This window comes from Paenibacillus sp. 01T431 (genome assembly GCF_056398625.1).
Map to the genome: position 1 here is coordinate 40,986 of NZ_JBFTPT010000022.1, position 13,013 is coordinate 53,998.

Genomic DNA, 13,013 nt, shown 5'->3' on the forward strand with positions numbered 1-13,013 from the left:
AAAGGATAGAGGGAGGAATGAGCCTAAATGAACCGACTAGCCAAAACGGCAACGGGTACGATACTTATTTTAGCGGTAGGATGGATGATCTATCTCGGATTTAACTATGTAAAAAATTTGAAAGATGAAAGTTCCCGTATTCAGTTATCGGAACTGCGCAGCGGGGAGGAAGTGGAGGTTGATTTCGCTGAGAAACCAACCGTCTTGTCGCTGTTTACATCATGGTGCCCTTACTGTAATGAGGATGCTCCCAAGATGATTGCTTTGCATGAGAAATATAAGGATCAAATCAATATATACGGGATTAATGTTACGAACCGCGATGAGCTTTCAGAGGTGAAGAGCTATGTGGAGGAGCATGGGATCAAATACCCAGTCCTCCTGGATCAAACGGGTGATGTATACAAGTATTACGGCGGAGACGGTTTTCCAGCTCTTTGCTTTGTGAATACGGATGGTGAAATTATTGATTACATTATCGGATCAGTCAGTCAGGAAGATATGGAAGCATCGTTCAAAAAACTTCTTGGCTCATCTTAACGCTGTTGACCGCTTCTCGCGAAATAACATAAAAAATAGCATAGATGCCGTGACATAGAGTGCTCCAGTTATGCTGAACGTGATGGCGTATCCCCAGTAGTAGCCATAGGTAGCAATGAGATGAGAATGAATGGGTCCCATCGTAGCCCATCCAAGCATAAAAGCTGTCTGCATACAGGAGTTGGCTAGGCTTTGCTTTTTTGCAGAAACCCGGTCGATCAAAATAGCCGATTGCAGCGGATTGGCCGCATTCATAAGCGCTTGTCTGAATAGAAAGCTTATAGAAGCGACGAGTAACAGGTTTGTAAAACCTGTTAATAGCAGGAATGGCAGCGATAAGGTTTGAAAAATAACGATCGCTTTCACTTGTCCAACTCGATTGGCGAGCGACGGGCCAATGAGCATAGAGATAATGGTCATGACTTGACCTAATGAAAGCAATAAGCTCATCGCACTAAGCGATATTGAGAACCGATTGGTGAAATACAAATTCAAATAAGGAACAACAAGACCCGATCCGATACCAATCAAAAGCTGTATGGAAGCGAACTTAATAATAAATGACATTTCTTTATTAGGATGAGCTGTTTGGTTCGAAGCAGGCTGCTCGCTAGTTGCTTCAACACTTTCCTTCTGGCTGCGCGCAGATTCCCTAATGGCTTGCAAAGGTAGAAATGCTGCAATTGTCGCTATACTGCCTGCAAGTAAAACGATCTTGAAAGAGAGCAGCTTACTTAGTCCTGCCGCCTGCATAATATCTGCAATGACGCCTCCGCCCAGGCTGCCTCCGACCTGCGAGGCGAGTACAAATGCTGAAAAAATACTGAAAATGCGCAGTCGATCCGCTTTAGCTACGTTTGTAGCAAGAAAGGGAATGGCAAGCACCTGAAAGATCGCAGCAAATAAGCCGGTCAGAACGGCCATTGTAAGTAAGCTGCTTTCTGTTTCAAATAAGGAGCGTCCAGCGAGTACCACACCGCTGCAAAGAGCGCCAATGACGAGCAAACGCTTGCGGCTGGCGCGATCGCCGAATAAGCCAATGGGAATGAAACATAACGCGGTTGCGAGTGATTGCATACTGACGATTTTTCCGCTCATGGCATCGGGGTAACCGAGCTCGTGGATGTACAAATTGTAGAGTACCGAGAACATGCCCGTACCGATTTGATATAACATGTTTGCTAGAAAAAATAAACGAATATTGCGGGACCAGCCCTGCCACTCTGTGGCGGTAGATTGAAAGAATTTCACGTAGATGCCTCCTGATGCTATACCAAACTACATTACTCCTCTGGCAACAGTAAATCAATCGGAAATTATTATGTAAGGAAAAATAAATAGAGTGCTGTTGTCTAATAGGATGAAACCTAGGAGAGCAATTCCCTCCCTCGATCAATCATGATATGCTAAATGTACGACTTGAAAGATGAGGTGGGAGTTTTCTATGCAAACATTTGTAATGCTCGGCAGTATTTTGATGGTGCTGGCGGTTGCTATTGGTGCGTTCGGCGCACACGCGCTGAAAAGTAAAATAACAGCGGATAAGCTAAAGGTATATGAGGTAGGCGTGCAGTACCATATTGCGCATGCATTAGGCCTGATATTAATTGGACTGCTGGTAGGACAGTATCCAGATGTTCAGCTTATCGTTACCGGAGGCTGGTTTTTGGTAGCGGGCATTATTTTATTCTCAGGTAGCCTATATGTGCTGAGTGTTGCCAAAGCCCGGTTTCTTGGTCCAATTACACCGCTAGGCGGTCTTTCATTTATGATTGGCTGGGTGCTTGTCGTTGTGGGTGTTCTTTAGGAGCATCTCAAACGAATTTCAAAAAATGACACCAACCCATTAGAGGGAAGGTGTCATTTTTTTATTTCTAAAACTAACTGCGAGAAGCAAGATAGGGGATTAATCCGTTTGYGATCACTTGATGACCACGATCATTGGGATGAATAGGCAGAGTACCGCTCAATGCATCTTCTAATCTGCCATTACGATAGCCATAGATTAGTGAGGCTTGTTTTCCTTCAAACCATCTATGAGCGGGAGCGATTTGTGCATGATAGCTTTGGGCAACCTCTATCGTCGTGTAGTTTAATTGGTCGATAGCAGCTGCTGCTAGAGAACTATTCGGAAACGGATTATATTGCGTGCAGCAAATAATACGGGCGTCGCTTACGCTTTTTATATGAGCGAGAATGGCTCGTAAATTTTGCCTGTAGGGAGTTAAGATCGGTTTTATAGCTATTTGCTGTTGGTTCTTAATCGAAGACAATGCAGCGTTTGCTAAATCTACCCCTCCAATCCAGACAGAAACAACATCCGATTTGCTAATAGCTGAGGAACCCTTCCAGATGACTGCGTTTAATAGATCATGACTGGTCCAGCCCGGACGAGCTAATACATATCCAGTTGCCCTGCGGGAACGGGAGCGTGAATTTAAAGCGGAAACGGCTAGTTGGGGATATGCTTTTGCGAGTGAGGAGGCATTCTCCCCATAGGTAATAGAATCTCCAAGAGCTGTATAGAGCATAACGATATCACCCACCCTATTCTTAATCATATAGACAATGCAAATAGGCTAGTAAAGGTTTGACATTGACAATCAACAGTCGTTTATTCTTCTATTTCGCTAGTGCATCTCTATAGTTATAGTATTGCAATACTATGCTGTTTGCGTGGACATTTGTTCAGCAGCATGTAAATTGGATAAATTCATTAATAATTATTGACTTCATTTCAAATGATTTGTACGCTGTGCTGAGGAGCAAAGTCTATCAACATAGGAGTCGACAGAATGAAGCTTATAGAAGGTAACCGAATAATTAATCGTAAAAGCTTTCTGAAGTATCCATCATTTTATCGCAAAATGATTGTTTTTACGTTATTATCATCAATCATTCCTATCATTATCCTTGGAATCACCAGCTATATTTTAACTTCCAAAACGGCTAAAGATAATGCCAGCCAAGACATTACTCAGGTTTTAAGCTACGCTTCAGAGACCATCGATAATGGGCTTGAAAGAGTAGAGAATAACTTAATTCAGCTGGAGATGAGCTCGTTCTTCACTTCAGACTTGAAGGAAATGAAACGTACCAATTATTCCGGTTTTTATTCGAGTATCTATCAGAACATGTTGGCTTTTATGAACGGAAACCCACTTGTTAAGGATATTTCGCTATATACATTGGACGAGAATTACTTGATTTCGTCTACTTATGGTGGCAAAAAAATGGAGTCGGCAGTGGAACGGGAAAAGTATGAGAAGCTGCTGGAAAACAATCAGCAATTAGTTTGGCAGGCTGGTTATTCCCAAGGCGGTCAAGTGTACGATTCTGGTATTACCTTAACGAGTACAATTCCTTTACATACAAAAGATCCGATCGGTATTATTCAAGTCATTATCGATAATAAAGCGTTTGAATCTCTAACTAAAAAATTTGTGAAATACAAAAACCAGCATATGTTTGTAATCGATGAAAGCGGCCAGCTCGTATTCCATATGAATGGATCTGAAGTGCCTAAAGATTTGTTTGAGTTGATAACGGTTGCACATGAGGGCAAGCAAGAGTTTTTATATCAATGGCAGGACCGGGAGTACTTAGTAACTTCCATGGTATCTCCAATCAAGAAGCTGCTGTTTGTGGATATGATTCCAACAGCGGAGCTTTACAGCAGCGCAAGAAAAATTGCGGGTATAACGATTGGCATCGTGCTTGTTGTTCTTGCTGCGGGAATTGCGCTCGCGATGATCGGCACGAAAAGGGTATATAGTCCGATTCGGAAGCTGGTCTCTCATATTAGTGATAATCAACAAGCGGATATGGGGACAGACGAATTTAATTATGTGCAGCAGCGGTGGAAGGAAATTAACAGTAAGGCGAGTCAGCTGGAAGGCCAAATCAATCAGCAGTTTCCGCTTATTCGGGAGTTGTTTGCTTTAAGGCTATTGGAAGGGCAATTTAGCCATGAACGACGTGAACATTTGCATGAGCTTTTGCGCAGATATGCTATTCCAGAGACACAATGCGCAGCTGTTTTTATTATTTCATATGATCACCTATCGGACGCAGGCAAGTTTCAAGAGTCGGATAAGGATTTAATTCTGTTTATTATAAAAAATATGACGACAGAATTGCTGGAGCAGCAGCAGCTAGAAGGCTTGGTCATTAATGGATTAAATGATCAAGTTGTGGTTTGGTTGTGGACAGAAAATGAAGAAATGAATGCATGGTCAAACCATCTGAAGTCTGGCATTGAAAAAATACGACAGCAGATTACTCATTTTCTGCAATCTCCAGCAACGATTGGGTTAAGTCGTGCAGCCTCGCAGGTAGAGGAACTGCCCGATTTATATCGTGAGGCGCAGCTTGCTATTTATTCGAGGATGATTAATGGCGGCAATCAGATTATTGAGAGCAAAGGGCTTGCGGTTTCAATGATGTATCGTTATCCAGCGGAGATCGAGAACCATCTTATCGATTCATTGCAGGTCGGTGATCTCGCTGAAACGAAGCGTTTGCTTGATGCTTTTTCCAATAAAGTGCAATCTGCAGTGCATAATCCCGAGCTTATTAGGATGTCGTATGATCAATTGTTGTCTACGACTTTACGAACCGTCTATTTAATGAACATGAGTCCGGAGCAGCTATTTGGAAGAACCGCTAGTGAGCTCAATTTCGATATGAGATCATGTGCAACAATTCATTCCATTAATGAGTGGCTGATAGATCGTATATTTGAGCCGATTATGATGTCCGTGAGCGGCAAGCGGAATCAAGAGTATGAGCAGCTTATCGAAAGAGTTACAGACTACATTGCGGCAAATTATAATCTTGATATTTCTCTGGATCAGTGTGCACAGATTTGCAATCTAACTCCTCAATATTTAAGCAAGCTGTTTAAGCGAACGATGGACATCTCCTTTATTGAGTACCTCACACAAGTTCGTGTAGAGAAGGCTAAGGAGCTGCTGGAAGCAACAGATTTGATGGTAAATGAAATAGCAGAGCAGGTAGGCTACAACCCTAAAAATTTCATTCGTGTATTTAAGAAGCAGGTTGGATTGCCTCCGGGACAATATCGAGAAATGCATCGCAAGTAAATTGCTATACAAAATCGAATAGGCTTATTTCAAAAAGGCTTTGCTAAGAGTGAGAGAATTGTAACCTCTCCATCTTGCAAGCCTTTTTTTGATTTTATGGGGTGCGAATTTATAATCTGGCAGGGGTTAAAGAGATTAATTAATGAGACTCGAAGCAGCCACAAACCCAGCAGCAGCAAGGGATTCTCAATTATTGCTCAGTTGTTCTGAGCGAATAAGAATTGGTCATTGCCCGGCGGAAGCTTCGGCTTGTAAGATGCAGACATGAAACCATATGAGCAGCCAAGTTTAAACAAAATTGTTGGAGGTGGTGAAACCCTTGCCGCAATCTAATCCTGAATTAGCGAACGCAAGTTTATCACAAGGACATGACCCTAAGTGGCAAAAAACGAGAGATTCAAAGTGGTCTCAATTTAAAGTCATTTTAGGCCGAGAAAAATATTTGTACGTATTAGCGCTCCCGGGTATTCTCTTCTTTCTAATTTTCAAGTACTTGCCCATATGGGGGCTGGCGTTAGCCTTTAAAAACTACTCCCCATACTTAGGCTTTTGGCAAAGCGAGTGGGTCGGATTCAAATATTTTAATGAGTTTTTCACGAATCCAGACTTCCTGCTTTTATTTAGAAATACCATGGCGATTAGCTTGCTGAACATCGTTTTCTTTTTCCCGATTCCCATTGTTCTCGCTATTCTCATTAATGAGGTTCACAATCGGGCATTTAAGAAAACGATTCAAACGATTATTTATTTACCGCACTTTTTGTCTTGGGTCATTATTGCAGGGATTTGCTTTATAATCCTCGGACAAAGCGATGGTATTATTAACAAGATTATTGTCGAATTAGGCGGCAAGCCGATCGGTTTCTTGACCGAGCCGAATTACTTCTGGGGTTTGTTGACTGCACAGAGCATTTGGAAAGAAGCAGGCTGGGGCACAATTATTTTCCTCGCTGCCATTGCGGGTATTAATCAAGACTTGTATGAGGCGGCGCAAATTGATGGTGCAAACCGTTGGAAGCAAATTGTGAATGTTACGCTGCCTTGCATAAAGAGCACAATTATTGTATTGCTCATTTTGCGGCTTGGACAAGTGATGGAGGTAGGGTTCGAACAAATTTACTTAATGATGAGTTCTCCCGTATCACATGTGGCTGATGTATTTGATACGTATGTATACCGAACAGGCATACAAAATGGTCGTTTCAGTTATGCGACGGTCGTAGGCATATTTAAATCGGTGGTTGGTCTTATCCTTGTCGTTACAGCCAATCGTTTAGCTAAAAAATTCGGTGAGGAGGGCCTTTACTAATGCATAAGTCCCTCGGTTATAAAGTGACAAACGGCATTATTTATACGGCGCTTGGTCTAATTGGACTCATCACGCTGCTGCCTTTCCTGTATGTCATTGTTGTTTCCTTTACAGATCCTTCGGAGTATTTGAGAAAGTCGTTAATTATAATTCCAGAGAAGTGGAGCCTTTCCTCCTATAAGTACATTTTATCGACTCCAATGTTTATGCGTTCATTGGGGGTCAGCGGCTTCTTGGCCGTTGTGGGTTCGGCAATCGGTATTATCGTTACAAGCGCTTTGGCTTATGCCTTGTCGCGGAGACGATTTTTCGGTAAAAAGTTTTTCCTCGTTGCGATTCTAATGACGATGCTGTTCAACCCGGGTATGATTCCGAACTTTCTTTTGGTTGAAAGCTTGGGGCTAATCGATACCGTGTGGGCGTTGATTTTGCCGGCTATTACGAGCGCTTGGTACGTATTTTTGATGAGAAATTTCTATCAGGAATTGCCGGAGGAGCTGGAGGAAGCAGCGAAAATCGATGGATGCAATGATATTGGGGTTTTCTTTCGAATTATGTTTCCAATCTCGATGCCAGCAGTCGCTGCGTTCGGGCTATTCTTTGCAGTAGGCTTCTGGAATACGTACTTCAACGGCGTATTGTACATTAACTCGGATGAACTTCGTCCGATGCAGGTTGTGCTGCAAATGATGCTGATTCAAGCTTCAACCAATATAGCTGACCCATCCGTAGCTGCAATGCTGCAGAGTGAGCAAATGCTCCCACCAGAGACGATCAAGATGGCGGCGGTAGTCGTTGCGTCTCTGCCTATCATTATGGTTTATCCGTTCCTGCAAAAGTATTTTGTAAAAGGTATGCTGGTTGGTTCCGTAAAAGGTTAACGGACAAACGACCATTATATAGGGGTTTACTACAAATAAGGGAGGGTTTTAAAAATGAAAAAAAGAAGCTTTGGCATGACGCTTTTGACGCTCGTTCTTACGACAAGTTTAATTGGCTGTTCGAATGGTGGCGAAGCTAAATCGGCCGGCAATAAAGAGGGTAAACAAAAGCCGGTTGATATTAATATCGGCACGATGACTTATGGTGAATCTCCTAGCAGTGATCTCGAAAGTGTCCAGCAGCTCGATGAAAAACTAAATGTAAAGCTGAGCATCGATTTTTATCCGATTAATAGCTATAAAGAGAAGCTGAATGCTTTGCTTGCTTCCAAGAGCTTGCCGGATGTCATTCTTATCGAGGATATCAATGATCCTGCATTCTCAACCGCAATTGAGCAGGGTGCATTCTGGGATTTGACTCCGTTCTTGCAGGATTATCCGAACCTAGCAGGTTATCCGGAGAATGCCATTGAGAACATTAAGTTCAAGGGCAAATCCTACGGTATTCCGCGTGTTCGCCCATTGGATGGACATGAATCTCTCATTATTCGTCAAGATTGGCTTGATAAAGTGGGGCTGAAAGCACCAACGACGATGGATGAGCTCTACAAAGTGTTAGAAGCTTTTACAAAAAATGATCCGGACGGCARCGGTAAAAACGATACCTTTGGTATGGTGCAAGCGAGTGTCAGCCCTTATATGATGACGATGTTTGGCGCAGGCACAGCGTGGAAGGAAACGGCTGAAGGCAGTCTTGAGCCTTACTGGCTGACAGCTGAAGCAAGAGAAGCGCTTGAATTCTGGAGCAAGGCGTATGGCGATGGTCTTATTACGCCGGACTTGCCAGTAATGAAGCCAAGCCAAGTGAAAGAAATGATGATTCAAGGCAAAGCGGGCATCTCCTTCGGCAATATTAACGAAGCGTTTATTTTCGGACAAGAGCTGCAAAAAATTAAGCCTGAAGCAGAATTGAAGGCGTATGAAATTCCAGCTGCCACAGACGGCAAAAAGTACAATGAACAAGCATATGGCTACTATGGATTGTTCCTAGTCAGCAAAAAGGTTAGCGAAGACAAGCTGAAGAAAATTCTTGAGGTTTATAACGAAACGGCGACTGAAGAAGGCTACAATCTCGTCACCTATGGTATTAAAGACAAGGATTATACCGTATCGGAAGATGGTTCAATTGTTCAAACCGATGAAGGCAAGAAAAAAGCATATGGTACAGCGACGACTGCACAATGGATTTCCGGTTATTTCAACAAATATCAACGTGCTGAAGGACCTGGCATGCCGGCAGAAGTTAGAGATTACAACCGCCAGCTGGTAGATACCATCTCAGCATCTTCAATTAAGAATCCTGCTGCAGGGCTGCCAACGACTGAAGTATGGATGGAAAAAGGCGGCGATTGGCAGAAGAAGTTTGTTGATATGTACACAAACGTTGTCATCCGCAAAGCAAGCATGGAGGACTGGGACAAGTTTATTGGCGGGCTTAAAGCCGACGCCAGCTTCCAGCAGCATCTGAAAGAAACAAGTGATTCTTACAAAGCGTTAGCAAGCAAGTAAGTAAATAAGCCCGGTAAGTTCGAATAGATCAGTCGAGTTTACCGGGCTTATCTTTTTTATTAGATCATGTAGGGGGAATATGAAGTGGAAAAGTTAAATGGAGCTTTGCAGCTGGAAACGAGATGTATCAGTTCATTAATCAAAGTATTTGCCGATGAAGAACTGCTTGCAGCTGCGGTAACTAGTGGCTCGGCACTGCTTGGTGAATCCTATTCGTTCCAGGTTGCATATCGGGCAGATGTACTTATGCGGCAGCTGCAGGTTCGGGTGGAATCCGAGCTTGAGCAAGCATTGACCGTACGAACGGTAGAGCTGGTACCCGCCAATATGGTGAGCTATCATGATGCGGATGAATATGTGCTGAGAATCACGCCCGGCTTGTATCCAGATGCGTTAATCCCATTTGATGCAAGCCGTGGTTTAACCGGTTATCCTAGCCAATGGCGTTCTCTATGGATAACTGTCGAGGTGCCGATGGATGCGAAAGCAGGTTTATTTGATATTCGTATTTATCTCATCAATGATAGCGGCGAGCAAGTAGGCGAGGAAACATTTACGCTGGAGGTAATTGCGGCAGCACTGCCGGAGCAGTCACTTATCCATACCGAATGGTTCCATGTTGATTGCTTGGCTACCTACTATAAGACGGACGTATTTAGCGAGTACCATTGGCATTTGATTGAGCAATATATCCAAACCGCTGTGAAACATGGAATGAATATGATTTTGACCCCTTTGTTTACCCCTCCGTTAGACACGGAAATAGGAGGAGACCGCCCAACCGTACAGCTCGTTCAAGTTGAACGCGTGGGGGATGATTACCGATTTACTTTTGAAAAATTAAAGCGCTGGGTTACACTGTGTGACCGCAGCGGCGTGAAATATTTTGAGTTCTCTCATCTCTTTACACAATGGGGTGCCAAGCATGCACCGAAGGTAGTCGCCACAGTCGATGGTCAGGAGAAGCAGCTGTTTGGCTGGGATACGGATTCCAAGGATTCGGAGTACACCGAATTTCTTACGTTATTTTTGCATGAGTTAGTGTCATTTATAAAAGAAAACGGTTTAGAGAAGCGGGTTTATTTCCATCTGTCGGATGAGCCAAACCTTGCGGACATGGACACCTATCGTGCAGCGAGTGAGCTTATTGGACCGATTTTGGAAGGATTTCCGATTATTGATGCACTCTCAGAGTATGAATTTTATGAAAGTGGTCTAATTAAGCATCCCATTCCGGCTAGCAATGCGATTCAGCCGTTTCTTGAACACGGAGTAGAGGGATTATGGTCGTATTATTGCTGCGCCCAATATAAGCTTGTGTCTAATCGCTTTCTCCATATGCCGTCTTCGCGCAATCGTGTATTAGGCATGCAGCTGTACAAGCTGAAGCTTGCAGGTTTCTTGCATTGGGGCTACAACTTCTGGTATGCGCAGTTCTCGAAGTATCCGATTAATCCGTTTCAAGTGACGGATGCAGGCGGCGGTTTTCCAGCGGGGGATGCATTTCTCGTATATCCAGGTGCTGAAGGGCCGATTGAGTCAATCAGGCTGGAGGTGCTTACAGAAGCACTGCAGGATCTGCGAGCGCTTGAGCTTCTAGAGCGGAGTACCTCACGAGAAGCGGTAATTGCTTTGCTCGAAGATGGCTTAGCGCAGGAGCTATCCTTTAAAGCATATCCGCGTGAGACGGAATGGTATATCCGCAAGCGTGAGGAAATTAACCGTCTAATTGGCGAGCATGCAAGTTCGAAGTAGATATGGCAAGTGAAATACATCAAGTTCATGAGCAGAGGAGTAAATGACATGGCATCATTCAGAGTGCAAGGTAATCAATTTCTTTATGAGGATAAACCGATAACGATTTTGTCGGGGGCGATTCATTATTTCCGTGTTATTCCGGGGTATTGGAAGGATCGATTGCTTAAGCTGAAAGCCTGCGGTTTTAATACAGTTGAAACGTATGTCGCATGGAATATGCACGAGCCGCAGGAGGGTAAGTTCTGTTTCACGGGTATGGCGGATATTGTAGCGTTTATCGAGATAGCAGCAGAGCTGGAATTGCATGTCATTGTACGTCCAAGTCCATACATTTGTGCGGAGTGGGAGTTCGGCGGCATGCCGGCTTGGCTGCTTGCTGAGGATGGAATGCGCTTGCGCTGCAATGACGAGTTATTTTTATCAAAAGTAGATGCTTATTATGATGTGCTGCTGCCGATGCTGAAGCCTTTGTTATGTACAAACGGCGGTCCAATTATTGCAATGCAAATTGAGAATGAGTACGGCAGCTATGGCAATGATCTAAAATATCTTGAGCATATCAAAGAAAGCATGATTTCGCGCGGAATGGACGTTCTGCTGTTTACCTCAGATGGCCCGGAAGATTTTATGCTGCAGGGCGGGATGATTCCGGGTGTTCTTGAAACGGTAAACTTTGGTTCGAGAACAGAGGAAGCTTTTAACAGCTTAAAGCAAGTCCAGCCGGACAAGCCGCTCATGTGCATGGAGTATTGGAATGGTTGGTTCGATCACTGGAACAAGCCGCATCATACACGGGATGCACAGGAAGCGGTGCAAGTATTTGAGGATATGCTGAATGCTGGCGGATCGGTTAACTTCTATATGTTCCATGGAGGTACGAATTTCGGATTCTATAATGGAGCCAACAACCATGGGAAATATGAGCCGACGGTAACGAGCTACGACTATGATAGTCCACTAACCGAGTGGGGGGATATTACGGAGAAATACGTCCTGTTAAGAGAGCTAATCGCAAAACATTTTGGCACGGCGTTAATGCCGCTTCCGGAGCCTGTTCGTAAAATGGGATATGGCCATGTTCAAATGAAGCCGATTGCGCCGTTGTTCGATGTGCTGCCGCTGCTGTCGACACCCGTGCAGCGCACTTGCCCTGAACCGATGGAGAAGCTCGGACAGGATTATGGATTTATTTTATATACAACAAAGGTTTCGGGCCCAAGACTGAATTGTTCACTTGTCTTGCAGGAGGTTCACGATCGCGCGCTCGTATTTTTAGATGGAGAGTATAAGGGTGTTATCGAACGCTGGGACCCACAGCCGATCGAGTTCAATGTGCCGGAGGGCGGGGCAGAGCTTCGTATTCTAGTCGAGAATATGGGCAGAACCAACTATGGACCGTATTTGCGAGATTATAAGGGGATTACTGAAGGGGTGAGATTAGGCTTCCAATTTCTATTTGATTGGACGATTCATTCGCTGCCGCTTCATAATCTTGCTCAACTTGAGCAAGCGCCTGTTGCTGAAGAGCGAGTACAAGACATAAATGGACCAACCTTCTACCAAGGCTCCTTCCACATTGAGCAGGAGTCGGATATTGCAGATACCTTCCTGGCACTTGAAGGCTGGACCAAAGGAATTGTATTCGTAAATGGCTTCAACCTCGGACGTTACTGGGAAGCAGGGCCGCAGAAGACGCTTTATGTTCCAGGTCCGCTGCTTCGTACCGGTGCAAATGAAATTGTAGTGTTCGAACTGCATGGAGCGAAGACGCTGCAAGTGACGCTTCAAGATACACCTGATTCGGGGTAGTGCAAAGTATTGCAAAGTAATACCATCATGAACTGGAGATTG

General features: G+C 44.0%; 10 protein-coding genes. 8 read left to right on the forward strand and 2 right to left on the reverse strand.

Annotated features, from left to right (window positions below; translation table 11 throughout):
* Window positions 1-27: 27 nt before the first annotated feature.
* Complete coding sequence (locus AC1DM9_RS29515) at window positions 28-540, forward strand: TlpA family protein disulfide reductase (RefSeq protein WP_477583656.1); 513 nt, start codon at window positions 28-30, stop codon at window positions 538-540.
* Here the strand turns inward: AC1DM9_RS29515 and AC1DM9_RS29520 are convergent.
* Window positions 532-1,791: an MFS transporter gene (locus AC1DM9_RS29520; RefSeq protein WP_477583658.1), complete on the reverse strand. Its 1,260-nt coding sequence runs from the start codon at window positions 1,789-1,791 to the stop codon at window positions 532-534. The genes AC1DM9_RS29515 and AC1DM9_RS29520 overlap by 9 nt on opposite strands.
* A 193-nt stretch (window positions 1,792-1,984) precedes the next feature.
* Here AC1DM9_RS29520 and AC1DM9_RS29525 point away from each other — a divergent pair, with 193 nt between their 5' ends.
* Window positions 1,985-2,347 carry a DUF423 domain-containing protein gene (locus tag AC1DM9_RS29525; protein WP_339206118.1) on the forward strand — a complete coding sequence of 121 codons (363 nt, stop codon included), beginning with the start codon at window positions 1,985-1,987 and terminating at the stop codon, window positions 2,345-2,347.
* 73 nt (window positions 2,348-2,420) lie between these two features.
* Here the strand turns inward: AC1DM9_RS29525 and AC1DM9_RS29530 are convergent, their stop codons facing one another.
* Entirely contained in the window at window positions 2,421-3,101 is a 681-nt protein-coding gene (locus tag AC1DM9_RS29530; protein ID WP_477583660.1) for a GDSL-type esterase/lipase family protein, read from the reverse strand.
* A 234-nt stretch (window positions 3,102-3,335) separates the two neighbouring features.
* On the opposite strand from AC1DM9_RS29530, the gene AC1DM9_RS29535 reads away from it, so the two are divergent.
* The 6 genes from AC1DM9_RS29535 to AC1DM9_RS29560 all read left to right on the forward strand — a co-directional run bounded on the left by AC1DM9_RS29535 (window position 3,336) and on the right by AC1DM9_RS29560 (window position 12,971).
* Window positions 3,336-5,645 carry a PDC sensor domain-containing protein gene (locus AC1DM9_RS29535; RefSeq protein WP_477583662.1) on the forward strand — a complete coding sequence of 770 codons (2,310 nt, stop codon included), beginning with the start codon at window positions 3,336-3,338 and terminating at the stop codon, window positions 5,643-5,645.
* A 319-nt stretch (window positions 5,646-5,964) separates the two neighbouring features.
* Window positions 5,965-6,954, forward strand: coding sequence for an ABC transporter permease (locus AC1DM9_RS29540; RefSeq protein WP_477583664.1), 990 nt, complete (start codon window positions 5,965-5,967; stop codon window positions 6,952-6,954).
* Window positions 6,954-7,835: a carbohydrate ABC transporter permease gene (locus tag AC1DM9_RS29545; RefSeq protein WP_076270687.1), complete on the forward strand. Its 882-nt coding sequence runs from the start codon at window positions 6,954-6,956 to the stop codon at window positions 7,833-7,835. Before AC1DM9_RS29540 ends, AC1DM9_RS29545 begins: the two co-directional genes overlap by 1 nt.
* Window positions 7,836-7,889: 54 nt before the next feature.
* Window positions 7,890-9,404 carry an extracellular solute-binding protein gene (locus AC1DM9_RS29550; protein WP_477583667.1) on the forward strand — a complete coding sequence of 505 codons (1,515 nt, stop codon included), beginning with the start codon at window positions 7,890-7,892 and terminating at the stop codon, window positions 9,402-9,404.
* A gap of 84 nt (window positions 9,405-9,488) precedes the next feature.
* Window positions 9,489-11,159: a DUF4091 domain-containing protein gene (locus AC1DM9_RS29555; RefSeq protein ID WP_477583669.1), complete on the forward strand. Its 1,671-nt coding sequence runs from the start codon at window positions 9,489-9,491 to the stop codon at window positions 11,157-11,159.
* A gap of 48 nt (window positions 11,160-11,207) precedes the next feature.
* Complete coding sequence (locus AC1DM9_RS29560; protein WP_477583670.1) at window positions 11,208-12,971, forward strand: glycoside hydrolase family 35 protein; 1,764 nt, start codon at window positions 11,208-11,210, stop codon at window positions 12,969-12,971.
* Window positions 12,972-13,013: the final 42 nt, after the last annotated feature.